The sequence below is a fragment of the Isoptericola sediminis genome, assembly GCF_013085345.1.
In the GTDB taxonomy this organism is placed as follows: domain Bacteria; phylum Actinomycetota; class Actinomycetes; order Actinomycetales; family Cellulomonadaceae; genus Isoptericola; species Isoptericola sediminis.
The window spans coordinates 73528-98376 of the sequence record NZ_JABFAJ010000012.1 but is presented as its reverse complement, the minus strand read 5'-3'; the positions used below and the strand labels follow the sequence as shown (position 1 = coordinate 98376).

The window sequence follows — 24849 nt, the reverse complement described above, 5'->3', positions numbered from 1 at the left end:
GCCCGTCGGGCTCGCGGCGGCGGCCTGAGCCGCCGGCGATCACTTCTTGGGGGTCTCGCGCTTCTCGCGGATCTTCGCCTTCTTGCCGCGCAGCTCGCGCAGGTAGTAGAGCTTGGCGCGACGGACGTCACCGCGGGTGACGACCTCGACCGAGTCGACCGTCGGGGCGTGCACCGGGAACGTGCGCTCCACGCCGACGCCGAAGCTGACCTTGCGGACCGTGAAGGTCGAGCCCACACCGCTGTTGCGCCGGGCGATCACGACGCCCTGGAACGCCTGGACACGAGAGCGGTTGCCCTCGATGACCTTCACGTTGACCTTGACGGTGTCGCCGGCGCGGAAGTCCGGGATGTCCGAGCGCAGCGAGGCTGCGTCGACGAAGTCGAGCGTCTTCATGGTTGTCTCCCCCACGCTGCCACAGGTCAGCGCAAGCTCTGGGTCCGCCGGTGCGGACCGGATGTCGTCATGGTGGGTGTGTCGGCTCGGAGCCCGATGGTCTCCCCTGTGGCAGAGCTCGGGCCGCGACACACCGGCGCCCTATTCTGCCACACCGGACCGACCGGGGTCAGGCGTCGGCGTCGTGAGACGCCTCACCGACCGACGCGTCGGCGTCACCCGTCGCCTCCGCCAGCACCTCGCGGTCCCGTCGGTCCAGGGCGTCCTCGCCGAGGGCGGCGATCATGTCGGGACGTCGGCGGGCGGTCCGGCGCAACGCCTCGTCGCGGCGCCAGCGCTCGATCCTCGCGTGGTGGCCGGAGAGCAGCACGTCGGGCACCTCGCGCCCCTGCCAGACCGGCGGCTTGGTGTAGACCGGGTACTCGAGCAGCCCGGCCTCCCCGTGCGACTCCTCGACCAGCGAGTGCGGGTTGCCCACGACGCCCGGCAGGAGCCGGCCGACCGCCTCCACCATCACCAGCGCGGCGACCTCACCCCCGTTGAGGACGTAGTCCCCCAGGGACAGCTCGTCGACGGCGACGCCGCGGTCCCGGTAGTGCTCGACCACGCGGGCGTCGATGCCCTCGTACCGCCCGCAGGCCACGACCAGGTGCTCCTCGGTCGCCAGGGCCTCGGCACGCCGCTGGGTGAAGACCTCACCCGACGGCGAGGGCACCACGAGCCGCGCGGGCCCGTCGGCGGGCAGGAGGTCGTCCAGCGCGCGCCCCCACACGTCGGGACGCATGACCATGCCCGCGCCGCCGCCGAAAGGGGTGTCGTCGACCGTGCGGTGACGGTCGTCGGTCCAGTCGCGCAGGTCGTGCACGCGCAGGTCGAGCAGACCCGCACGCCGTGCCTTGCCCACCAGCGACAGGTCGAGGGCGGCGAGGTAGTCCGGGAAGATGGTGACGACGTCGATGCGCACCTCAGGCCTCCGGCTCGCCGAGGTCGCCGTCCGCATCCTGGTCGCGCGCGAGGAGCCCTCCGGGCGGGTCGAGCACGACCCGACCGCCGGGGACGTCGACGACGGGCACGATGGCGCGCACGAACGGGACGAGCGTCCGGGCTCCCCCGTCCTCCCGGACGACGAGCGCGTCGTGCGCCGGCAGGTGCTCCAGCCCCACGACCTCGCCGACCACGGTCCCGTCGCCGAGCTCGGCCCGCAGCCCCTGCAGCTCGTGCGGGTACCAGGCGTCCTCCTCGACGGAGTCCTCGACGTCGACCAGCAGCTCGATGCCGCGCAACGACTCGGCCGCCGTCCGGTCGGCCACCTCGGCGAAACGCACCAGCCAGCGACCCTGGTGCGTCCGCGCGCTCTCGACGGTCAGCGGTCCGGCGTCCGCCGGGTCGGTCCTCAGCACGGCCCCGACGGCGAACCGCTCGTCGGGCACGTCGGTGCGCGCCTCGAGCGAGACCTCGCCCCGCAGTCCGTGCGCACGGCCCACGCGGGCCACCACCAGCTCCATGTCGTCTCCTTCTCCTCGGGCCGCCCGTGCCCAGTGAACACGACGAGGCCCGGCCCCGCGGGGGGACCGGGCCTCGTCGAGACTGCTCTGCGCCGCGCCGGGCGGGTCAGCGGCGGTCGACGTCCACGACGTCGACCCGCACCGGACCGTCGGTCGCCAGCGCACCGACGACGGTGCGCAGCGCCTTGGCGGTCCGACCGCCCCGACCGATCACGCGACCGAGGTCGTCGGGATGCACCCGGACCTCGAGCAGGTCGCCCCGGCGCTGCGTGCGGGCGGACACCCGGACGTCGTCCGGGTTGTCCACGATGCCGCGCACGAGGTGCTCGAGGGCGTCCGCCAGCATCAGGCCTCGGCCTCGGCCTCGGTGTCGGCCGACGTGTCGGCGTCCTTCGCGGCGGAGGCCTTCGCCTTGGCCTTCTCCGCCTCGGCGTTGACGGCGTCGACGGCCGACGTCGTCTCGGCGGCGGGCTTCTTGGTCTTCAGGGTGCCCTCGGCGCCCGGGAGACCCTTGAACTTCTGCCAGTCACCGGTGACGCGGAGGATCGCGGCGACCTGCTCGGTCGGCTGGGCGCCGACGCCGAGCCAGTACTGCACGCGCTCGGAGTCGATCTCGATGAACGAGGGCTCCTCGGTCGGGTGGTACTTGCCGACCTCTTCGATGACGCGACCGTCGCGCTTGGTGCGCGAGTCGGCCACGACGACACGGTAGAACGGGCTGCGAATCTTGCCGAAACGCTTCAGACGAATCTTGACGGCCACGGGTGTGGACTCTCCTGTGCTTGTGGGGTGTCCGGGACGTCACGCGGGTGGGGTGTCCGGCGGACGATCGGATCAGGACCGGGCGAACGCAGGTGAGAGGGGCCTGGGCACGCCGAGTACCCCGCCATTGTGCCAGACGCGCGGCCCACCCCCAACCCGGAGGTGCGTCACACGCCGACCCGGCGCAGGCCGCTACGGTGCGACGACGCGTCCCCGCAGCACGACGGCCGTCGGGTGGCGCAGCACGCCGATGTCCTCGCGCGGGTCGGCCGGGTAGACCACGAAGTCCGCGCTGGCGCCCTCGACCATCCCGGCCTGGCCGAGGAAGGATCGCGCGCGCCACGTGGCCATGGCCACGACCTCCGCGGGCGGGATGCCCGCCGCCACCAGCTCGGCGCACTCGTCCGCGATCCGACCGTGCGAGATCGTGCCGCCCGCGTCCGTGCCCACCAGCAGCGGCACGCCCGCCTCGTGCAGGGCGCGCACCTGCTCGTAGCGGCGCGCGTGCATGCGGCGCATCCGCGCGGCGTAGACCGGGTACTTCCCGTCGGCCTGCGCGGCGATGTTCTCGAACTGGTCGACCTGCAGCAGGGTGGGCGTCACCGCGATGCCGCGGTGGGCCACCTCGGCGATCTGGTCCTCGGTCAGGCCGGTGCCGTGCTCGATGCCGTCGACCCCGGCGGCCAGCAGGTCCGGGACCACCTCCTCCGAGAAGGCGTGCACGGTCACCCGGGCCGCCTCGGCGTGGGCCGCGGCGACGGCCTCGGTCAGCACGTCCACGGGCCACAGGGGCCGCAGGTCGCCGTCGGCGCCGAGGTCCCGGTCGATCCAGTCGCCGACGAGCTTGACCCAGCCGTCCCCGGCACGTGCCTGCTCGCGGACGACCCGCGGGAGGTCCGCGACGTCGTCCAGCTCGAGCCCGTAGTGGCGCAGGTAGCGCTTGGGCCGCGCCAGGTGGGCGCCGGCCCGCAGGAGCCGCGGCAGGTCGGCACGGTCGGCGACCCACGAGGTGTCCAGCGGCGACCCGGCGTCGCGGATCAGCAGGACACCCGCGTCCCGGTCGACGCGCGCCTGCTTGGCGGCCGTCCCGACGTCCGTGGCTCCCCCGGAGTCGAGCCCGACGTGGCAGTGCACGTCCACGAGCCCCGGGACGACCCACCCCTCGAGCTCCGTGGCGGCGCTGCCCTGCGGCGTCGGGCGCAGCAGGCTCAGGCGTCCGTCGCGGACCCACATCTCGCCGACCCCGCGGTCGCCGTCGAGCAGGATCCGTCCGGTGACGTGCAGGGGGACGTGCGGCACCGACATGTCGTCAGCCTACCGGCGTCACCGGCCGCCGAGGAGCTTGCTGACGTCGGACGGGAGCTCGAGGTTCTCGACGTCCGCGGCCTCGGGCTGGTCACCGCCGACGCCGAAGGCCGAGCCCGCCGACGCCGGCTTGCGGCCGCCACCGCCCAGTGCGCGCTGCATGGCCTCTCGCTCCTGCTGGGCCCGCTTGGCCGGGTTGCCGGACTTGCCCTTGACCTTCTTCCTGGGCGCCTGCTTGCCGCGGGACTTCTTGCCGCCGCCCGGCATGCCCGGCATCCCGGGCATCCCCGGCATGCCGCCGGGGCCACCGCCCGGCATGCCGCCGCCGGAGGCCATCTGGCGCATCATCTTCTGCGCCTGGGCGAAGCGGTCCAGCAGGCCGTTGACGGCCGCCGTGGTCTGCCCCGCACCACGGGCGATCCGCGCCCGGCGCGATCCGTTGATGATCTTCGGGTTGTCCCGCTCGGCCGGCGTCATCGACTGGATGAGCGCCTGGACCCGGTCGACCTCGCGCTCGTCGAAGTTCTCGATCTGCTCGCGCATCTGGGCCATGCCGGGCATCATCCCGAGCATCTTCTTCATCGACCCGAGCTTCTTCATCTGCTGCATCTGCACCAGGAAGTCGCTGAGCGTGAAGTCCTCGCCACCGGCGACCTTGGCCGCCATCTTCTCGGCCTCTTCGGCGTCGAACGCCTTCTCCGCCTGCTCGATGAGGGTGAGCACGTCACCCATGTCGAGGATGCGCGACGCCATCCGGTCCGGGTGGAAGACCTCGAAGTCGGTGAGCTTCTCGCCGGTCGAGGCGAACATGATCGGGCGACCGGTCACCTTCGCCACCGACAGCGCGGCACCACCGCGGGCGTCGCCGTCGAGCTTCGACAGCACGACACCGGTGAAGTCGACACCCTCGGCGAACGCGTTGGCGGTGCTGACCGCGTCCTGACCGATCATCGCGTCGATGACGAACAGGACCTCGTCGGGGTCGATCGCCGAGCGGATGTCGGAGGCCTGCTGCATGAGCACCTGGTCGACGCCGAGCCGACCGGCGGTGTCGACGATGACGACGTCGTGCTGCTTGGACCGCGCCTCACCGACGCCGTCGCGGGCCACCCCGACCGGGTCGCCGATGACCGCGTCGGTGTCCTCGCTCGACGTGTTGCCCGGGTGTGGCGCGAACACCGGCACCCCGGCGCGCTCGGCCACGACCGAGAGCTGGGTCACCGCGTTGGGCCGCTGCAGGTCCGCCGCCACCAGCAACGGGGTGTGCCCCTGCTCCTTCAGCGCGAGCGCCAGCTTGCCCGCGAGGGTCGTCTTGCCCGCGCCCTGCAGGCCGGCCAGCATGATGACCGTCGGCGGGTTCTTCGCCAGCGACAGCGGACGGGTCTGCCCGCCGAGGATCTCGACGAGCTCGTCGTTGACGATCTTGACGACCTGCTGGGCGGGGTTGAGGGCCGCCGAGACCTCGGCGCCGAGCGCACGCTCGCGCACGGCGCGCGTGAACTCCCGCACGACGGGCACGGCGACGTCGGCATCGAGCAGCGCGCGCCGGATCTCCCGCACGGTCGCGTCGATGTCCGCCTCGGACAGCCGTCCCCGGCCGCGCAGGTTCTTGAACGTCGCAGAGAGACGGTCCGACAGGGAGTTGAACACCAGGTGGTCCTCTTCACGGGATGGATGAAGTGCGGTGCCCTAGCCTACCGGCCCGACCCGCGGTCGTCCGACCCGCCCTCGCTCGCCGTCTCCTCGGCGAGGGCCGCGCGCGCCCGCTGCGTGAGCTGGTCCACGAGACTGCCCCGCCAGCCGGTCCACCCGGCGGGGCCCAGCGACGTCGCGTCGCACTCGGTCAGGGCCCGCAGCACCTCCAGCAGGTCGGCGCGGTGGTCGACGGCCTCCAGCAGGGTCCGCACCGTCGCCGGGTCCTCGGGGTCGGACCGCGTGGCCAGTCCCGACAAGGTCAGGTGATGGCGCACCAGGCGCTCGACGTCGGCCACGAACGGCTCCGGGAATCCCATCCGGCGCACGATCCCGGGGGCCACGGCCGCGCCCTCGACCGAGTGGTCCGTGCTCGCGGCCCGCCGGCGCTTGCCGATGTCGTGCAGGATCGCCGTGACCAGCAGCAGGTCCGACGGCAGCAGGCGAGACGGCACGCCGTCGGCGATCTGCCGCTTGCGCACCCCGGTGGCGAGCGCGGCGGTCTCCACGAGGTGCCGGTCCACGGTGTGACGGTGGACGGCGGCGCGCTGGGGCTTGTTGCGCACGTCCGCCCACTCCGGGATCCAGGTCGTCACCGCCCCGGCGAGGTCGAGGGCCTCCCAGACGTGGATCTGCGCCGGCCCGGAGGCCAGGAGCGTGAGCAGGTGGTTGCGCGCGGTCGAGGGCCAGGGCTCCGGGACCGGCGGGCACTCGGCCAACGACTGCATCGTGACCGGGGAGAGCACCAGGCCGGTGCGTGCCGCCGTCGCCGCGGCGCGCAGCGAGAGCTGCGGGTCCTCGGCCGGGACGACGTTGACACCGAGCACGAGCTCACCGTCGTGCTCGACCAGCCCGTCCCCCACCGATCGCAGCCGGGGTGGCTGGCGACGACCGCGCACCACCATGGGCCGACGTGCCGCGGGACGCTGCAGCGCCTGCCGCGCCCGCCGCACGGTGGAGTCGAGGGCGAAGGAGATCTCGCGCCCGGCCTCGGCGAGGCTGGCCAGGAGCTCGTCCGGGTCGTCGTGGCCGCAGCGCGCGGCCACCTCGTCGAGGTCGGCCAGCAGCAGGCGCGTGGACCGCCGGCGCGTGACGACGTGCAGGGTGTCCCGGACGTCCAGCAGGTGGGCGTACGCCGCGTCCACCCGACCGTGCGGCCGGTCGGTCAGCCACGTCGCGGCCAGCGCCGAGACCACCACCGCGTCCCGGATGCCCCCGCGGGCCTCCTTGAGGTCGGGTTCGATGAGGTAGGCGAGGTCGCCGGACCGCTCGGCCCGCTCGCGGACGCTGGAGAGCAGCTCGGGCAGTCGTCGCCGGGCGGCCGACCGCCAGTCGGTGAGGATCCCGGAGGCCGCCCGGTGGACGACGACGGCGTCGCCGGCCACGGGGCGCACGTCCAGCCAGCCGACGGCGGCGGGCAGGTCGCGCATGGCCAGCTGCCGCGTCTGGTTGAGCGAGCGCACCGCGTGGTCGATGTCGACGCCGGAGTCCCACAGGGGGTACCAGAGGCGCTCGGCGACCTGCGCGAGCTCGTCGGGCTTGTGGGTGCGTCCGTCGTGGACGAGCACGAGGTCGAGGTCGGACAGCGGCCCGAGCTCGCCGCGCCCCAGCGACCCGACCGCGGCGAGCGCCAGCCCGGTGGGATCGACACCGGCGGTGGCCTCGGCGTACAGCGCGCCGACGCGGTCGGTGACGAGCTGTTGGAGGGTGGCCCGGCGGGCGACGCCGGAGCGTCCCGGACCGGTGAGGTCCCGTGCGGCGGCGAGCAGCTCGTCGCGGAGCCCGACGACAGGGCCCCGCACCCCGGTGGTGGGGTGCGGGGCCTGCTGCGCGGGGCCGCCGCCCGGGATCGGGTGGTCGGCCATCGGCGTCAGAGCGCGGCGTCGCCGTGCTCGCCGGTGCGGACCCGGGCGATGTCCTCGACCGGGACCGTCCAGACCTTGCCGTCACCGATCTTGCCGGTCTGCGCCGCGTTGACCACGACGTCGACGACGGACGCGGCGTCCGCGTCCCCGACGAGGACCTCGATCCGGACCTTCGGGACCAGGTCCACGGTGTACTCCGCACCGCGGTAGACCTCGGTGTGGCCCTTCTGCCGGCCGTACCCGCTGGCCTCGCTGACGGTCATGCCCCGGACCCCCGATGCCTCGAGAGCGGACTTCACGTCGTCGAGACGGTGCGGCTGGATGACTCCGGTGACGAGCTTCATGAACGAACCTCCTTGATGACAGAACCCTGCTGGATCGTCTCGTACGCGGTCTCGGAGTGCACGGCGAGGTCGATACCGCTGACCTCGGCGTCCTCCGGGATGCGCCAGCCCATGGTGGCCTTGAGGGCCAGGCCGATCACCAGGGTCACGACACCGGCGAACACCATCGCGACGAGCGCGATGACCGCCTGCACGCCGAGCTGGGCGAAGTCACCGCCGTAGAACAGGCCCGTGCCGGTGGCGAAGAAGCCGAGGGACAGCGTGCCCCACAGGCCGGCCACGAGGTGGATGCCGACGACGTCGAGCGAGTCGTCGTAGCCGAACCGGAACTTCAGGCCCACCGCGAAGGCGGACAGCACGCCGGCGACGAGGCCGACGAAGATCGCGCCGACCGGCGAGACGTCGCCCGCGGCGGGGGTGATCGCGACCAGGCCGGCGACGACGCCCGAGGCGGCACCCAGGGAGGTGGCCGAGCCGTCGCGCAGCTTCTCGGTGACGAGCCAGCCGATGATCGCGGCGGCGGCCGCGGTGGTGGTGTTGACCCAGGCCAGACCCGCGGCACCGTCGGCGCCGTAGGCGGAACCGGCGTTGAAGCCGAACCAGCCGAACCACAGCAGGGCGGCACCGAGCATGACGAACGGCAGGTTGTGGGGCCGCATCGGCTCGCGGCCGAAGCCCTTGCGCTTGCCGACGATCAGGGCCAGCACGAGGGCGGCCACACCGGCGTTGATGTGCACCACGGTGCCGCCGGCGAAGTCGATCGGCGCGGCGTCCCCGAAGACGAACGGCCCGGCGTCGGACAGCAGACCGCCGCCCCAGACCATGTGCGACAGCGGGAAGTACGACAGCGTGGCGAAGAGGCCCGCGAAGACCATCCAGGTGCCGAACTTGACGCGGTCCGCGAGCGCACCGGAGACGAGCGCGACGGTGATGATCGCGAAGGTGGCCTGGAAGCCGACGTCGACGACGACGGGCAGGCCCTCACCGACGAACCCTCCGGACTCGTCGAGGATCGCACCCCCGCCGAGACCGAACTGCTCGAACGGGTTGGCGAAGAGCGAGTAGCCCTCCGGCCCCACGCCGGTGGCGTAGGACATCGACCAGCCCCACAGGACGTAGATGACCCCCACGACGGCCATCGCGCCGAAGGACATCATCATCATGTTCAGGACGGACTTGCCGCGAACCATGCCTCCGTAGAACAACGCCAGTCCCGGCGTCATCAGGAGCACGAGGGATGCTGAGGTCAGCATCCACGCGGTCACTCCGGTATCCAGCTCCATCGTGTGTTACTCCCCTCGCCAGCCCGTGTGGCCGGTCGGTGACCACCGTGACGTCGCGGGGTTTCACCTGGAGTGTCCGGACGTTACGTCCGTGTGACGAACGCCCACCGAGGGTAAACATCCAGTTTCTGTCCGGACTGCGAGACACCTGGGGGCCGTCGTGACCTTCCCGTGATCCGCCCGTGACCCCGGGTCAGAGCCCCAGGATCCCGTCCACGAAGTCCTCGGGGTCGAAGGGCGCCAGGTCGTCCGGTCCCTCCCCGAGCCCGACCAGCTTCACGGGCACGCCGAGCTCGCGCTGGACGGCGACGACGATCCCGCCCTTGGCCGTGCCGTCGAGCTTCGTCAGCACGATGCCGGTCACGCCGGCGACCTCCGAGAAGACCTTCGCCTGCTGCATCCCGTTCTGCCCGGTCGTGGCGTCCAGGACGAGCAGGACCTCGCCCAGCGGCGCCTCGCGCGTGATGACGCGGGAGATCTTGCCGAGCTCGTCCATCAGGCCCGCCTTGTTCTGCAGGCGTCCGGCCGTGTCCACCACGACGACGTCCGCACCGTCCGCGGCGCCGGTCCGCACGGCGTCGAACGCCACCGCGGCCGGGTCGGCACCGTCCCGGTCGGACCGGACCGTCTCCACCCCGACGCGCGCGCCCCAGGTCTGCAGCTGGTCCGCGGCCGCGGCACGGAAGGTGTCGGCGGCACCGAGCACCACGGACTTGTCCTCCGCGACCAGGACGCGGGCGAGCTTGCCGACCGTCGTGGTCTTGCCCGTGCCGTTCACGCCGACCATGAGGACGACCGCCGGCTTGGTCTCGCCGTCGACCACGGGCCGGTCCAGCGCCAGGGACCGGTCCAGGGTCGGGTCCACGATCTTCAGCAGCTCCTCGCGCAGCAGGTCGCGCACCGCCGCCGGCTCGCGCACACCGAGCACCCGCACCCGCGTGCGCAGCGCCTCCAGGAGCTCCTCGGCGGGGCCGGTGCCGAGGTCAGCCAGCAGCAGCGTCTCCTCGATCTCGTCCCAGTCGTCCTCGGTGAGCTGCTCGCGCGAGAGCATCGTCAGCAGCCGGGCACCCAGCGGCGAGCCGGACCGGGCCAGCCGGTCGCGCAGCCGGACCATGCGGCCATCGGCCGGGGCGGGACGTTCCAGGACCGCGGTCGCGGTCGCAGCGGGTTCGGCGCCGGCGCTGTCGTCAGCGGCGTCCTCGGCCGCCTCCGGCGGCCGGGTGATGGTCGCGGAGCCGTCGGAGCGGCCACGACGCAGGCGGGGGACGACGAGCGCGGAGCCGAACCCCACGACCACGACGACACCCAGAAGGATCCAGAGCCAGAGAAAGTCAGTCACGGTCCCTCAGTCTCCCAGACCGCGGGCGGGAGGGACGTCAGCGGTCGCCGGCCGGCGGCGACGACCCGGTCCTCGGGGCGCGCGGACGGACGGAGCCCAGGGGCCGGATGACCGGGCCGTGCGGACGGACGCGGCCCTGGGCGCGCTGCAGCGCGTCCGACAGCTCGTCGGCGTCGACGTAGCCCGGCGCCTCCTCGACGTTGGCCGCGAAGAAGGCGTCCATGTCGGTGTCCACCGGGGGCGGGGGCGGAGCGGCGCCCCGGTTCCTCAGCCCCGCCCGGAAGTCCCGGACGAAGCCGCGCAGACCCTCGCCGTCGTCGTCCCCGTTCTCCATCACGCTCGCCACGAGGAACACCGCTGCGCACAGCAGCAGCGAGGCGAGGGACCAGACGACGAACGTGACCACGGCAGCATTGTCACCCCGCCTCGGCGGATTCGCTCAACCGCTGGGAGATGACCGTCGTCACACCGTCGCCGCGCATCGTCACGCCGTACAGGGCGTCGGCGATCTCCATCGTGCGCTTCTGGTGGGTGATGACGATGAGCTGCGAGTCGTCGCGCAGCTCGCGGAAGATCTCCAGCAGGCGCCCCAGGTTCACGTCGTCCAGGGCGGCCTCGACCTCGTCCATGACGTAGAACGGGCTGGGGCGCGCCTTGAAGATGGAGACCAGGAAGGCGACGGCCGTCAGCGACCGTTCGCCCCCGGACAGCAGCGACAGGCGCTTGACCTTCTTGCCCGCCGGCCGGGCCTCGATCTCCAGGCCCGTGGTGAGCAGGTCGCTGGGGTCGGTGAGGACGAGGCGGCCCTCGCCGCCGGGGAACAGCCGGGAGAACACCCCCTCGAACTGCTCGGCGGTGTCCCGGAACGCCTCGGCGAACACCTGCTGCACGCGGTCGTCGATGTCGGCGACGATCTGCAGCAGGTCCTCCCGCGACTTCTTCAGGTCCGCGAGCTGGTCGGCGAGGAACTGGTGCCGCTCCTCCAGGGCCGCGAACTCCTCCAGCGCGAGCGGGTTGACCGTGCCGATCCGCTTGAGGGCGCGTTCCGCCGACGCCAGCCGCTTCTCCTGCTCGGCGCGCACGTACGGGACGGGGTCCGGGTCCGGGTCGTCCTCGGCGGCGTCCGCCGGGCGGGCCACGGGCACCAGGTGGTGCGGGCCGAACTCCTCGACGAGCACGTCGGGATCCGTGCCGAGCTCGTCGACGGCGCGCGTCTGCAGCTGCTCCAGCCGCGCGACCTGCTGGGCCCGCGCGACCTCGTCCCGGTGCGCCGCGTCCGTCAGGTCGCGCAGCTCGCCGGCCAGACGTTCCGCCTCGGCCCGCACCTCGTCGACCTCTCGTCGCTGCCGGTCCCGGTCGGCCCGGGCGCGAGCCTGCTCGTCCCGGGCGCGCTCGATCGAGCGGCCGAGGGCGTCGAGCGCGGTGCCGACGTCCGCCCGCACCTCCGCCGCCCGGGCCGCCTGCGCCGCGCGCCGGCGTGCGCGCAGCGCCGCCTGCTCCCGCGCCTGGCGCTCCTGCTCGGCCGCCCGGGCGAGCCCCTGGGCACGCCCGGCCACCGCGCGGGCCCGTTCCTCGGCCGTGCGCAGGGCGAGCCGCGTCTCCGTCTCCGCCTGGCGCGCCGCCGTCGCGGCCTGCTGGGCCGCGTCGCGCGCCGCGGTCGCCGCCGCCACGTCCTCCTCCGAGCGGGCCGGCTCGGCCTCGGCCACCTCCAGCCGGCGCTGCAGCCCGACGAGCTCCTCCTGCGCGGTGCGGCGCCGCTCGGTCGCGGAGTCCATCGTCGCGCGGTGGCGCTGCGCCTCCGTCTGAGCGGCACGCCGGGCCGCGCCCAGGTTCCCGAGCTGCTCGGCCACCGCCGCGAGCGCGGCGTCGGACTCGTGCAGCCGCCCGAGCGTCTCGTCGTGGCGCTCCTGGGCGGCGTCACGCGCCCCGCGCGCGGCGGTGAGCTCGTCCCCGTGCCGCTGCGCGCGGCGCTCGGCGTCCTCGAGTCCCGCACGCGCCTCGTCCAGGGCGCTGGTCAGGTGCAGCACGCTCGGCGCGGCGGCCGAACCGCCGGAGGCACGGTGCGCGGCGAGCAGGTCGCCCGCCCGGGTGGCGGCGACGACGTCGGGGCGCGCGGCGACGAGCGCCCGCGCCTCGGCCAGGTCCTCGACGACCACGACGTCGGCGAGCAGCGTCCGCACCGCGGCACCGGCCGCTCCCGAGGCCGTGACCACGTCCACCGCGGGTCGCGTGCCGGCCGGCAGCCCACCCAGGTCTCGGCCCGTCGCGGAGGGCGTCGACGCGCCGACCACGAGGCCCGCCCGTCCGCCGTCGTCGTCGCGCAGCAGCCGCAGAGCGTCCACGGCGGCCTCGAGGCTCTCGACCGCCACGGCGTCGGCCAACGGGCCGAGCGCCGCGGCCACAGCCTCCTCGAACCCCGGTTCCACGCCGAGCAGCGCCGCGACGGAACCGAGCACGCCCGGCTGGTCGGCGGCGAGCAGCGCGCCGGCGCCGTCCTTGCGGTCCAGGCTCAGCTCGAGGGCCTCGACCCGGGCCGACCAGGTCGCGCGGTCCTTCTCGGCCGTCGCCACGAGCTCGGTGAGCCGGTCGACGGCCTCCCGCGCGCGGGCGAGGTCCTCGGCGGCCTGCTCGTGCTCGGCGTCGAGACCCTCCTCACCGGCCTCGGCGCCGACGGCCTCCGCCTCCAGCGTCGCGAACTCCCGGGCGGCCTCCTCGGCGCGGCGCTCAGCCTCCGCGAGCCCGTCCCGCACCCGCTCGATCTCCGCGTCGGCCGCCTCGACCCGGCTGCGGCACGTGGACACCTGACCGGCCAGGCGGGCCAGCCCCTCCCGCCGGTCCGCCGCCCCACGGTGCAGGGTGGCGAGCTCGCGCTCCGCGTCCTGGGCGACGCGCTCGGCGTCCGCGCGGCGTGCCTCGGCGGCCTCGAGCGCCTCGCGGGCCAGCTCCACCTCGCGGGCCAGCTCCGCCTCGGACACCCGCGCGCGCTCGGCCTGGGCGTCGAGCTCGTCCGGGTCCTGGCCGCGGTGCTCGGGCTCGGCCGTGCCGAGCAGCCGCACGCGTTCGTCGGCCAGCGAACCCAGCCCACGCAGGCGTTCGCGCAGCCCGTCCAGGGCGTGCACGGTCTCCGAGGCGCGCGCGGCCGCGCGACCCGTCCCGGCGGCGGTCGCCTCGAGCCCCGTCAGCCGCCGCCGGCTCGTGGCCAGCCGTTCCTCGGTGGCTCGCTGCTGCTCCTTCAGCGCGGCCTCGTCGGCACGCTCCTGCTCGAGCCGTGCACCGAGCTGGGCGAGGTCGTCCGCCAGCAGCCGGGCCCGTGCGTCACGGACCTCGCTCTGCACCGCCCGGGCCTTGCGGGCCGCCTCGGCCTGCTTGCCCAGCGGGCCGAGCTGACGCCGCAGCTCGGTGGTGAGGTCGGTCAGCCGGGCGAGGTTGCCGGCCATCGCCTCGAGCTTGCGCAGCGCCTTCTCCTTGCGCTTGCGGTGCTTGAGGACACCGGCGGCCTCCTCGATGAAGCCGCGCCGCTCCTCGGGCGTCGCGCGCAGCACGGCGTCGAGCTGGCCCTGGCCGATGACGACGTGCATCTCCCGGCCGATGCCGGAGTCGCTGAGCAGCTCCTGGACGTCCAGCAGCCGGCAGGTGCTGCCGTTGATGGCGTACTCGGACCCGCCGCTGCGGAACAGCGTCCGCGAGATCGTGACCTCGGTGTAGTCGATCGGCAGCGCGCCGTCGGTGTTGTCGATGGTCAGCGAGACCTCGGCACGGCCCAGCGGCGGGCGACCCGCCGTGCCGGCGAAGATGACGTCCTCCATCTTGCCGCCGCGCAGCGACTTGGCACCCTGCTCCCCCATCACCCAGGACAGGGCGTCCACGACGTTGGACTTGCCGGACCCGTTGGGACCGACGACGCACGTGATCCCCGGCTCGAACCTCAGCGTCGTCGCCGAGGCGAACGACTTGAAGCCGCGCAGGGTGAGCGTCTTGAGGTGCACGACGGCGAGCCTATCCGCCGTCGCCGAGGAACCCGCGCATCTGTCCCGGCGTTCCCGGCGACCGCGCCGCGGGCGGAGGACGTCCCCCCGCCCGCGGCGCCGTGCGGCGTCGGGGCGGTACCGCGGGTCGGCACGTCAGGACTGCGGGAACCAGATGCCGATCTCGCGCTCGGCCGACTCCGGCGAGTCCGAGCCGTGCACGAGGTTCTGCTGGACCTTCAGGCCCCAGTCGCGGCCGAGGTCGCCACGGATCGTGCCCGGCGCGGCGGCCGTCGGGTCGGTGGCACCGGCCAGCGACCGGAAGCCGGCGATGACGCCGTCGCCCTCGGCGATGACAGCCAGGGTCGGGCCGGACAGCATGAAGTCCACCAGCGGGGCGTAGAAGGGCTTGCCCTCGTGCTCGGCATAGTGCGTGGCGAGCTGGTCGGGGGTGGCGTGCACGAGCTCGACGGCGGCGAGCGTGTAGCCCTTGGCCTCGACGCGCCGCAGGATCTCGCCGGACAGGCCGCGCCGGACGCCGTCCGGCTTGACGAGGATCAGCGTGCGCTCGATGGTGGAGGTGGTCGGTTGGGTCATGGCGTCACCCTAACCGCGCGGCGCTCACGCGTTGGGTGCGGTGCCCGGGTTCTCGGCGTCGTACGCGGCGCGCTCGGCGTCGATGCGGGCGCCGAGCCGCAGCGCGACGACCCACAGGACGACGAAGATCCCCGCCACGAGGAACATCATCGGCAGCAGCAGACCCAGGGCCAGCACCGGGACCTGCACCACCGTGCCGGCGACGTACCCGCCCGGCCGCGAGACCATCCGGGAGAGCACCACCAGCACGACGAAGAGCACACCCGTGACGGTCCACATCGCCGCCATGGAGTCGATGACCAGGGGTCCGCGCTCGAACTCGGAGTCGCGCAGGCCGTACAGGGCCAGCGCGGCGAACAGCACCACGAACGCCTCGAGCTGGAGCATCGTCGCGGCGAACTGGACCTTCGCCGGCTTGCGTGGCGTGATGCGGTCGCCGGGGCGGGGGCGGTCGTCCTTCGTGCGGCTCACCGTCCCAGGGTATCCGGCCCGCGGGGCCCTCCCGCCGGCGGCGGGGTGACCGATCTCACGCCTCGCCGAAGCCGCCCTCGATGAGTCCCGTGACGAGCGCGACCGCGGTGTCGGCGCCCTCGCCCCGGGCCGTGACGGTCACCCGCTGTCCCGCCGTCGTCCCCAGGGACATCAGGGCGAGCACGCTGGTCGCGTCCGCCCCCTCGACCGTCACGGGCACGCCGAAGTCCGCCACCGACCGGGCGACGACGGCGGCAGGACGGGCGTGCAGCCCGAGGGGGTTGCGGATCTCCACGACGGTGCTGACCTCGTCCGCGGCGCCCGAGGACGGTGCTCCCGGCTCGGGGACCACCTCGCCCTGCGTGCCCGTCGCCGCGACCGGGGGCCCCTCGGCCCCCGAGGACTCGACGAGCTCGTACACCGGCTCCGGGCCGATCGACCGGGCGGCGTCCTCGGCCGCGGCCACGACGCCCTCCAGCTGCGCGCCCTGCTGGGCCGTGACCGCCGCGGCGACCGCACCCTCGACGAACGGGGCCGAGACCAGGCGCACGCGGCGCGTGAGGTCGGGGTCGATCTCGAGCGCCGACTCCACGGTGAGCACCGCCGACCCGAGGTCGGCGAGCACGACGGCGGACGCGGCACCCGCGAGCGCGGCGTCCAGGGCCTCCTGCACCCGCTCGAGGGAGGTCCCGAGCCCGCCGTCGACGTCGCCCGCCGCGCAGCGCACCACGACGTCCGGCGCCATCTCGGCCGTCAGCTCGGCGACGCCGTCGGCCAGGCGTGTCGAGTGCGAGACGAGCACCAGGGCGACGCTCACGCCGCCGCTCCCTCCGCGGCGGTCACGGCCGCGGCCAGCAGCATCGCCGTCGACCGCGCGCCCGGGTCCTCCGTGCCCGCGCTGCGCTCGCCGAGGTAGGAGGCGCGGCCCTTGGTCGCCACGAGCGGGACGGTGGCGACCGCACCCGCCTCCGCCGCCTCCGCGGCGGCGCGCAGCACGGCGAGGGCGTCACCGGACTCCGCGGCGCTCTCGGCGGCCTCGACGGCCGGCTGCCAGGCGTCGACCATCGTCTTCTCCCCCACGTGGGCCCGCCCTCGGGCGACGATGCCCTCGGTGGCGGCCTCCACGAGGGAGACGAGGTGGCCCGCGTCCGCCGTGGCCTGGTCCACGACCTTCGACGCCCGCAGGAACGCCGTGCCGTACAGCGGCCCCGAGGCCCCGCCCACGGTGGACATCAAGGTGGTGGCCACCAGCTTCAGCACCTGGCCGACCGTCTCGAGGGGTTCCGCCTGGCCGTCGAGCTTGGCCACCACGGCGGTGAAGCCGCGGTCCATGTTGTTGCCGTGGTCCCCGTCCCCGATGCGACGGTCCAGCTCGGTCAGCTCGTCACGACCCGCCTTGAGGTCGCTCGCCGCCTGCCGGATCCATCGCTCGGCCCAACCGACGTCGAGCTCGGTCACCACGTGAGGGCCGGGGTCCGGACCGGCGCGTCCCAGAGCTCGAGGAGCTCGTCGTCGAGCACGGCGACCGTCACCGACACCCCCTGCATCTCCAGGGACGTGACGTAGCTGCCCACGAGCGAGCGCACGACCTCGACGCCCTGGTCGGCCAGCATCTGCCGGGCGACGCCGTAGACGACGTAGAGCTCGCTGGCGGGCGTCCCGCCCATGCCGTTGACGAACAGCAGGACCCGGGCGCCCGCGGCGAGGTCGATGTCGTCGAGGACGGAGTCGACCAGCCGTCGGGTGATGTCGCTGGCCCCGGCCGCCTGGACGCGCTGACGACCCGGTTCGCCGTGGATCCCGATGCCGATCTCGACCTCGTCGTCCGCCAGGTCGAAGCTCGGCCGCCCGACGTGGGGCACGGTGCAGGCGGTCAGGGCCACGCCCATGGAGCGCACCCCGGCCACGACACGCTCGGCCAGCGCGGCGACCTCCGCCAGGGAGGCGCCCCGGGCGGCCGCGGCACCGGCGACCTTCTCGACCACCAGGGTGCCCGCCACGCCACGACGCCCGGCCGTGTACAGCGAGTCCTCCACCGCGACGTCGTCGTTCACCAGCACGCTGGCGACCTCGATGCCCTCGGCCTCGGCCAGCTCGGCGGCCGTCTCGAAGTTCAGCACGTCACCGGTGTAGTTCTTGACGATGAGCAGCACGCCCGCCCCGGCGTCGGCGGCCTGCACCGCCGCCAGGACCTGGTCCGGCGTCGGCGAGGTGAAGACCTCCCCGGGCACGGCGGCGTCCAGCATGCCCGCTCCGACGAAGCCGGCGTGGAGCGGTTCGTGCCCGGAGCCGCCACCGCTGATGACGGCGACCTGCCCGGCGGGCGTCCCGCCGGCCCGGGTCACGAAGTTGGGTTCGGTGTGCACCGAGATCTGGTCGGCATGGGCCAGACCGAATCCTCGGAGCGAATCGGTGACGGCCTGTGCCGGGTCGTCAAGCAACTTCTTCATCGCACAACCTCCTCAGCGCGGGGTGTCCGATCCCATCCAACACCCGTGCCGGAGACGTCGCAGCGTGCGCGGGAAAAACACCCGCCCGGCGTCGGTGCCCGTCAGCCGCGGCCGAGGAGGAGGCGGGCGTCCGCCACGGTGACGACGGAACCCGTCACCACCATGCCCGTGCCATGACCGATGCCGACCGTGTCCGCCGACTCGACCAGGTCCGTGGCGACCTGCAGCGCCTCGTCCAGGCGCTCGGTGACGTGGACCCGGTGGTCGCCGAAGATCTCCCGGGCGATCTCCGCCACGGCGAACGGGTCGGCCGACCGGTCCGAGGAGTTGCGGGTCAGCACGACCTGCGACATCCCCGGCTCCAGCGCGGCGAGCAGCCCCTCGGCGTCCTTGTCGGCCATGAGCCCGACGACGCCCACCACGGTGCGCAGCGTGAACGCCTCGTCGAGGGCCGCCACCAGGGCCTCGGCGCCGTGCGGGTTGTGCGCGACGTCGACGAGCACGGTCGGGCTGGACCGGACCAGCTCCAGCCGTCCGGGGACGCTGACGTCGGCGAACGCCGTCTCCACGGCTCCCCCGTCCAGGGCACGGCCCCCGAGGGCCTGCTCGGCGGCCGCGAGCGCCAGGAGCGCGTTGTGCGCCTGGTGCTCACCGTGCAGCGGGACGAAGATGTCGGTGTAGGTGGCCAGCGGGGTGCGCAGCGTGACCATCTGACCGCCGACGGCGACCTGCCGCGCCACGACCTCGAGGTCGACCTCCTCGCGCAGCAGCCGGGCGCCGACCTCGACGGCCCGCTCGGCGAGGACCTCGTCGACCTCGGGACGCTGCACGGCCGAGAACGCCGTCGCGTCGGACTTGATGATGCCGGCCTTGATCGCGGCGATCTCCGCCGGGGTCGACCCCAGCCACTTCTCGTGGTCGACGCTGATCGGCGTGATGACGGCGACGTCGGCGTCGGCGGTGTTGGTCGTGTCCCAGGTGCCGCCCATGCCGACCTCGAGCACGGCGATGTCGACGGGCGCGTCGGCGAAGGCGGCGAAGGCGAGACCGGTGAGGACCTCGAAGAAGTTCAGGCGGGACTGCCCGGCCTCCTCCAGCTCCGCGTCGACGACCTGGACGTACGGGTACACGTCGTTCCAGGTCTCGACGAACCGGACGGCGCCGAGCGGCTCGCCGTCGACCTGGATGCGCTCGGTGACGCTGCTCAGGTGCGGGGAGGTGAACAGCCCGGTGCGCAGCCCGTGCTCCCGGACGAGGCGCTCGGCCATCCGCGCGGTGGAGGACTTGCCGTTCGTGCCGGTCAGGTGGATCGCCCGGAAGGTGCGCTGAGGGTCCCCGAGCAGCTCGAGCAGCCGCGCGACCCGGTCGAGGGTCGGCGAGACGTCGTGCTCCGGCGCGCGGGAGACGATGTGGGCGTAGATGCGCTCGAGGTCCTCGGACGCGGCCGCGTCCTCCGCGGCGGCGCGGGCCGCCTTGCGCTCGTCGGCCTTCTGCTTCTTGGTCTTGCCCTGCTCGTCGCTCACGCCTCGAGATTACGCGACCGTCCGCCGGATCAGCGCACGGGTCACCCACCCTCCCCTGCCGAGTCAGGGCACGGTCCCGCGAATCCGGGCACCCGGTCGCGAGTCAGGACCGCACGCAGCGAGTCAGGACCGCACGCAGCGAGTCAGGACGGATCCGTCCTGACTCGCCACGCGGCGTCCTAACTCGCGAGAGGTCGTCCTGACTCGCGAGTGTTCGTCCTGACTCGCCGGCCTGCCGTCCTGACTCGCGAGGAGCTGTCCTGACCCGCCCGGCGACGTCCTGCCCCGGCAGCCCGTCAGGCCTTGGCCACCTGGACGGCGCGCTCGCCGTCGCCGCCGGTCACCGTCATCGACGTGGCCAACGTCTCGCGCATGACCAGGTCGCGGTGCGCCTCGACGGCCGCCACGTCGCCGGCCGGGACCTCGAGCGTCAGCGCGATGCGGTCGCTCACCTCGAGCCCGGCGGCCTTGCGGGCGTCCTGCACGTCCCGCACGACGTCACGGGCGTACCCCTCGGCACGCAGGGCGTCGTCGAGCGCCAGGTCGAGGACGACGAACCCGCCGCCCGGCAGCACGCTCGCCGCGACGTCGGCGCCGGCCTCGTCCCCGACCACGGTGGTGAGTTCGTACTCGGAGGCGAGCAGCGGCACGTCGCCGGCGTCGGTGGTCACGACGACCTCGCCGTCGGCCTGGTGCCACGCCCCGGCCTTGGCCGCCTTGATGACCGCCTGCACCCCGCGACCGAGGCGCGGCCCGGCCGCCCGGGCGTTGACCGCCAGCCGTTCGGTGATCCCGAACCGCTCGGAGGCCGCGGCGTCGGCCAGGACCAGGTCGACGGCCTTCACGTTCAGCTCCCCGGTGAGCAGCCCGGTGTAGTCCGCGAGCGCCTCCGGGTCCGGCACGGCGACCGTGAGCCGGGCCAAGGGCTGGCGCACGCGGAGCTGGTTCGCCTTGCGCAGCGCGAGCGTCGAGGACACGACGGCACGCACCTCGTCCATCGCGGCCACGAGCGCGTCGTCGGCGAGGAGCGCCTCGGCCTCGGCGGAGCCGACGGTCGCGCCGGTGGCCGCCTCCAGGCTCGGCCAGTCGGCCAGGTGCACCGACCGGCCGCCGGTCAGGCCGCGCCAGATCTCCTCGGTGACCAGCGGGGCCAGCGGGGCCATGACGCGGCACAGCACCTCGAGGGCGGTGTACAGGGTGTCGAACGCGTCGGCGTCCTCCGCCCAGAAGCGGTCGCGCTGGGTGCGCACGTACCAGTTCGTCAGCACGTCGAGGTGCTCGCGGACGGTCTCGCACGCCCCGGCGACGTCGTAGGCGTCGAGCTGCTCGGTGACGGTGCCGACGAGGTCGTGCGTGCGGGCCAGCAGGTAGCGGTCGAGGGCCGGCAGACCCGGCACGCGGTCGCCCGTGACCGGCTTCGCGACGTACCCGGCGCCGTCCTGCGCGCTGTTCGCGTAGAGGGTGAAGAAGTAGTAGGTGCTCCACAGCGGCAGCAGCACCTGGCGCACGGCGTCCCGGATGCCGTCCTCGGTCACCACGAGGTTGCCGCCGCGCAGGATCGGGCTCGCCATGAGGAACCACCGCATGGCGTCCGAGCCGTCCCGGTCGAAGACCTCGGTGACGTCCGGGTAGTTGCGCAGCGACTTGCTCATCTTGCGCCCGTCGGAGCCCAGCACGATGCCGTGCGAGACCGCCGACCGGAAGGCCGGGCGGTCGAACAGCGCCGTGGCCAGGACGTGCAGGGTGTAGAACCAGCCGCGCGTCTGGCCGATGTACTCGACGATGAAGTCGCCCGGGTAGTGGTGCTCGAACCAGTCGGCGTTCTCGAACGGGTGGTGCACCTGGGCGTACGGCATCGAGCCGGAGTCGAACCAGACGTCCAGGATGTCCTCGACGCGACGCATCGTGGAGCGCCCCGTGGGGTCGTCGGGGTTCGGCCGGGTGAGGTCGTCGACGAACGGACGGTGCAGGTCCGGCTCGCCCGCCGCGTTGCGCGGCAGCCGCCCGAAGTCCCGTTCGATCTCCGCGAAGGACCCGTAGACGTCGACGCGCGGGTAGGCGGGGTCGTCGGACTTCCACACCGGCACCGGGGAGCCCCAGAACCGGTTGCGCGTGATCGACCAGTCGCGGGCGTTCTCCAGCCACTTGCCGAACTGGCCGTGCTGGATGTGGTCCGGGGTCCAGGCGATCTGCTCGTTGAGCTCGAGCATCCGCTCCTTGATCTTCGTGACCTCGACGAACCAGGAGGACACGCCCATGTACATCAGCGGCTGCCGGCAGCGCCAGCAGTGGGGGTAGGCGTGGTCGTAGGACTCGCGGCGCAGCAGCACCGTCCCGGCGCTGACGGACCCCGTGTCGGCCTCGCCGCGGGTGCGGGCCTTGAGGTGGTCGATGATCGGGGCGTTGGCGTCGAACACCTGCAGGCCGGCGTACTCCTCGACCGGTGCGGTGAACGTGCCGTCCGCCTTGACCGGCATGACGCTGGCCACGCCCTCGCGGTCGCAGACGATCTTGTCGTCCTCGCCGAAGGCGCCGGCGGAGTGCACCAGGCCGGTGCCGTCCGTGGTGGTCACGAAGTCGGCCTCGACGACGCGGTGGGCGCGCTCACGACCGGCGTAGTAGGAGAACGGCGGGGCGTAGGTGGTCTCGAGCAGGTCGCGACCGGTCAGCCGGGCCACGACGCGCGGGGCCTCGGCGCCGGAGTCGGTCAGCTCGCGGGCGTAGTGGTCCAGGCGCGCCTCGGCGAGCACGAAGCGCTGCGGCGACCCCGTCGGCGAGGCCTCGACGACCACGTAGTCGATGTCGGTCCCGACCATGACGAGCAGGTTGGACGGCAGGGTCCACGGCGTCGTGGTCCAGGTGAGGAGCCGGTCGCCCGCGGTCAGCCCGGCCGACGCGGCGCGCTCCGGCACGGTCAGGACCTCGAAGCCCACCGTCACCGCCGGGTCCTGGCGGTTCTGGTAGACGTCGTCGTCCATGCGCAGCTCGTGGCTGGACAGCGGCGTCTGGTCGTTCCAGCAGTACGGCAGGACGCGGAAGTCCTCGTACACCAGCCCCTTGCGGTGGAGCTCGGAGAACGCCCAGATCACCGACTCCATGTAGTCGGGGTTGAAGGTCTTGTAGTCGTGGTCGAAGTCGACCCAGCGCGCCTGGCGGGTGACGTAGTCGCGCCACTCGGCGGTGTACTTGAGCACCGAGGAGCGGCAGGCGTCGTTGAAGTTCTCGATCCCGAGCTCGAGGATCTCGTCCTTGGTCTTGATGCCGAGCTGGCTCATCGCCTCGAGCTCGGCGGGCAGCCCGTGGGTGTCCCAGCCGAAGCGGCGCTCCACGTGCTTGCCACGCATGGTCTGGTAGCGCGGCACGACGTCCTTGACGTAGCCGGTCAGCAGGTGGCCGTAGTGCGGCAGGCCGTTGGCGAAGGGCGGGCCGTCGTAGAACACGAACTCGTTCTCGCCGTGCTCCCCCGCCGGGTTCTTGGCCACCGAGGCGCGGAAGGTGTCGTCGGCCTCCCAGTACGCCAGCACGTCGCGCTCGATCTGCGGCAGCTGCGGGGACGCGGGGACGCCGGCGATGCCGAACGCCTCGCCGGGCGTGGCGGTGGGCGCGTCGGCGGCGCCGTCGGACGTGCGGTGCAGCGGGTAGGCCATGGGCGGGCTCTCCTGAACGAGCGGGCGGTACGGGTCGTCGTGGTGCACTGCGAGGACGACGTCGGCTCCCCGCGCCGTCCTGGCGGACGACTCAGGTGCCGGGCCGCGGTACCACCCCGCTTGCGGACCGTGCCCTCGAGGAACCGGTCCACCGCTCGTCGGAGGCTGTGACGGGCCCACCCGTCCGGTTCTACTCGGCGCCGGGTCGCGCCTTTCTTCCGGAGGCTCGCCGGTGATGGCCGGGTCGACGCCTGTGCGGACCATGGTAGCCCGCGCCGCGCCGGAACCGCACCGGCTTTCAGGAGTACCCTGCGGGGTATCCCTGCGCGTACGACCTGGAGGACCATGTCCGCCGCCCCGGCATCCACCCGTCCCGTCGTGGAGGTGCAGCGCCGCACGCTGCGCGTCCTGGTCCTCGCCCAGGTGCTGTCCGGCGCCGGGCTCGCGGCCGGCATCACCGTCGGCGCGCTCCTCGTGACGGACCTGCTGGGCTCGGCACGGTTCGCCGGCCTCCCCGCGGCGCTGTTCACCGGCGGGTCGGCCCTGGCGGCCCTGGCCGTCGGCCGGTTGTCGCAGCGCCACGGCCGCCGCGCGGGTCTCGCCGCCGGCTACGTCGCCGGCGCCGTCGGCGCGTTCGTCGTCGTGGCCGCCGCGGCCGCCCAGAACGTCTGGGTCCTCCTGGGGGCGTTCGCGCTCTACGGCGCGGGCACGGCCACCAACCTGCAGGCGCGCTACGCCGGTGCCGACCTCGCCGCACCGCACCGGCGGGCCCGGGCCCTGAGCACCGTGCTGGTCGCCACGACGCTGGGCGCCGTCGCCGGCCCGAACCTCGTGGGCGTCATGGGCGACGTCGCCACGGGCTGGGGGCTGCCGGCGCTGACCGGCCCGTTCATCCTCGGCGGCGCCGCCTACGCGGCGGCCGGGATCGTGCTCGGGGTCGCGCTGCGGCCAGACCCGCTGCTGCTGGCCCGGCGGCTCGACGAGGAGGCGGTCGAGAACGCGACGGTGCCCGCCGCGGTCGAGGTCCCGGAGACGGACGACGCCGTACCGGGCGCGACGGCGGAGGACGCCCCGGCGGAGACCGCGGCCGGGGACCCCGGGGCCGTGCGCCGCGCGGTGCTCGTCGCCGGGACGGTCATGGTCCTCACGCAGGCCGTCATGGTCGCGATCATGACGATGACGCCGGTCCACATGGCCGACCACGGGCACGCGGTGTCGACCGCCGGGTTCGTCATCGCCGTGCACGTCGGGATGATGTACCTGCCCTCGCCGCTGTCCGGCTGGCTGACCGACCGGTTCGGGCCGCTCCGCGTGGCCGTCGCCGCAGCCATGACGCTCCTGGCCTCCGGTCTCGTGGCCGGACTCGTGCCGTCGTCCTCCGTCGTCGGTCTCGCCGTCGGCCTCGGTCTGCTGGGTCTGGGCTGGAGCCTCGGGCTGGTGTCCGGCACCGCGATGCTCACGTCGTCGCTGCCCCTGGCGACCCGGGCCCGCACCCAGGGCGCGGTCGACCTCTCGCTCGCGCTGGCGGGAGCGGCCGGCGGGCTCGGGTCCGGTTTCGTCGTGGCGTCCAGCAGCTTCGCCGTCCTCTCGCTCGGCGGCGGGCTGCTGGCCCTGGCCGTGCTGCCCGTGGTGGCGCTGACCGCCCGGTCCCGGACCGGACCGGACCGGGCGGCTGCCGCGGACCGGCCGGCATGACCCGGGCCGG

21 protein-coding genes are annotated in these 24849 nt (G+C 73.8%); 1 reads left to right on the top strand and 20 read right to left on the bottom strand.

Going from position 1 to position 24849, the window contains the following annotated elements:
- Window positions 1–39: 39 nt before the first annotated feature.
- The 20 genes from rplS to ileS all read right to left on the bottom strand — a co-directional run bounded on the left by rplS (window position 40) and on the right by ileS (window position 23144).
- Complete coding sequence (rplS, locus tag HLI28_RS07360) at window positions 40–396, bottom strand: 50S ribosomal protein L19 (protein WP_171246863.1); 357 nt, start codon at window positions 394–396, stop codon at window positions 40–42.
- 169 nt (window positions 397–565) lie between these two features.
- The gene (gene trmD, locus HLI28_RS07355) at window positions 566–1360 is read right to left on the bottom strand and encodes a tRNA (guanosine(37)-N1)-methyltransferase TrmD (RefSeq protein WP_171246862.1); all 795 of its coding nucleotides are present in this window, start codon (window positions 1358–1360) and stop codon (window positions 566–568) included.
- 1 nt (window position 1361) lies between these two features.
- Window positions 1362–1901, bottom strand: a complete 540-nt coding sequence (gene rimM / locus HLI28_RS07350; RefSeq protein ID WP_171246861.1) for a ribosome maturation factor RimM — start codon at window positions 1899–1901, stop codon at window positions 1362–1364.
- 106 nt (window positions 1902–2007) lie between these two features.
- Complete coding sequence (locus HLI28_RS07345; RefSeq protein ID WP_171246860.1) at window positions 2008–2247, bottom strand: RNA-binding protein; 240 nt, start codon at window positions 2245–2247, stop codon at window positions 2008–2010.
- Window positions 2247–2663 carry a 30S ribosomal protein S16 gene (gene rpsP, locus HLI28_RS07340; RefSeq protein ID WP_171246859.1) on the bottom strand — a complete coding sequence of 139 codons (417 nt, stop codon included), beginning with the start codon at window positions 2661–2663 and terminating at the stop codon, window positions 2247–2249. The genes HLI28_RS07345 and rpsP overlap by 1 nt, the downstream gene beginning before the upstream one ends.
- A 192-nt stretch (window positions 2664–2855) precedes the next feature.
- Window positions 2856–3968, bottom strand: a complete 1113-nt coding sequence (locus HLI28_RS07335; protein ID WP_171246858.1) for an amidohydrolase family protein — start codon at window positions 3966–3968, stop codon at window positions 2856–2858.
- 18 nt (window positions 3969–3986) lie between these two features.
- Window positions 3987–5618 carry a signal recognition particle protein gene (ffh, locus tag HLI28_RS07330; protein ID WP_171246857.1) on the bottom strand — a complete coding sequence of 544 codons (1632 nt, stop codon included), beginning with the start codon at window positions 5616–5618 and terminating at the stop codon, window positions 3987–3989.
- A gap of 44 nt (window positions 5619–5662) precedes the next feature.
- Window positions 5663–7525, bottom strand: a complete 1863-nt coding sequence (locus HLI28_RS07325; protein ID WP_171246856.1) for a [protein-PII] uridylyltransferase family protein — start codon at window positions 7523–7525, stop codon at window positions 5663–5665.
- 5 nt (window positions 7526–7530) lie between these two features.
- Entirely contained in the window at window positions 7531–7869 is a 339-nt protein-coding gene (locus HLI28_RS07320; RefSeq protein ID WP_171246855.1) for a P-II family nitrogen regulator, read from the bottom strand.
- Window positions 7866–9152, bottom strand: a complete 1287-nt coding sequence (locus HLI28_RS07315) for an ammonium transporter (RefSeq protein ID WP_171246854.1) — start codon at window positions 9150–9152, stop codon at window positions 7866–7868. Before HLI28_RS07315 ends, HLI28_RS07320 begins: the two co-directional genes overlap by 4 nt.
- A 193-nt stretch (window positions 9153–9345) precedes the next feature.
- Window positions 9346–10491, bottom strand: a complete 1146-nt coding sequence (gene ftsY, locus HLI28_RS07310; protein WP_171246853.1) for a signal recognition particle-docking protein FtsY — start codon at window positions 10489–10491, stop codon at window positions 9346–9348.
- Window positions 10492–10528: 37 nt separating this feature from the next.
- The gene (locus HLI28_RS07305; RefSeq protein ID WP_171246852.1) at window positions 10529–10897 is read right to left on the bottom strand and encodes a hypothetical protein; all 369 of its coding nucleotides are present in this window, start codon (window positions 10895–10897) and stop codon (window positions 10529–10531) included.
- 10 nt (window positions 10898–10907) lie between these two features.
- The gene (smc, locus tag HLI28_RS07300) at window positions 10908–14477 is read right to left on the bottom strand and encodes a chromosome segregation protein SMC (protein WP_171246851.1); all 3570 of its coding nucleotides are present in this window, start codon (window positions 14475–14477) and stop codon (window positions 10908–10910) included.
- A gap of 135 nt (window positions 14478–14612) precedes the next feature.
- Complete coding sequence (gene ndk, locus HLI28_RS07295) at window positions 14613–15053, bottom strand: nucleoside-diphosphate kinase (RefSeq protein WP_171246850.1); 441 nt, start codon at window positions 15051–15053, stop codon at window positions 14613–14615.
- Window positions 15054–15077: 24 nt separating this feature from the next.
- The gene (locus HLI28_RS07290; protein WP_343035712.1) at window positions 15078–15524 is read right to left on the bottom strand and encodes a DUF4233 domain-containing protein; all 447 of its coding nucleotides are present in this window, start codon (window positions 15522–15524) and stop codon (window positions 15078–15080) included.
- Between the two features lie 55 nt (window positions 15525–15579).
- A complete protein-coding gene (gene dhaM / locus HLI28_RS07285; RefSeq protein ID WP_171246849.1) occupies window positions 15580–16341 on the bottom strand; it encodes a dihydroxyacetone kinase phosphoryl donor subunit DhaM in 762 nt (253 codons plus the stop codon).
- Window positions 16338–16982 (bottom strand): dihydroxyacetone kinase subunit DhaL, encoded by a 645-nt coding sequence (gene dhaL, locus HLI28_RS07280; RefSeq protein ID WP_171246848.1) that lies wholly within the window; start codon window positions 16980–16982, stop codon window positions 16338–16340. The genes dhaM and dhaL overlap by 4 nt, the downstream gene beginning before the upstream one ends.
- Window positions 16979–17974 carry a dihydroxyacetone kinase subunit DhaK gene (dhaK, locus tag HLI28_RS07275; RefSeq protein ID WP_171246847.1) on the bottom strand — a complete coding sequence of 332 codons (996 nt, stop codon included), beginning with the start codon at window positions 17972–17974 and terminating at the stop codon, window positions 16979–16981. The genes dhaL and dhaK overlap by 4 nt, the downstream gene beginning before the upstream one ends.
- 101 nt (window positions 17975–18075) lie before the next feature.
- On the bottom strand, window positions 18076–19497 hold the full coding sequence (locus HLI28_RS07270; protein WP_171246846.1) for a glutamate ligase domain-containing protein: 1422 nt from the start codon (window positions 19495–19497) through the stop codon (window positions 18076–18078).
- Window positions 19498–19793: 296 nt separating this feature from the next.
- Window positions 19794–23144 (bottom strand): isoleucine--tRNA ligase, encoded by a 3351-nt coding sequence (ileS, locus tag HLI28_RS07265; protein ID WP_171246845.1) that lies wholly within the window; start codon window positions 23142–23144, stop codon window positions 19794–19796.
- Between the two features lie 345 nt (window positions 23145–23489).
- On the opposite strand from ileS, the gene HLI28_RS07260 reads away from it, so the two are divergent.
- On the top strand, window positions 23490–24839 hold the full coding sequence (locus tag HLI28_RS07260) for an MFS transporter (RefSeq protein WP_171246844.1): 1350 nt from the start codon (window positions 23490–23492) through the stop codon (window positions 24837–24839).
- The last annotated feature ends 10 nt before the right edge of the window (window positions 24840–24849 follow it).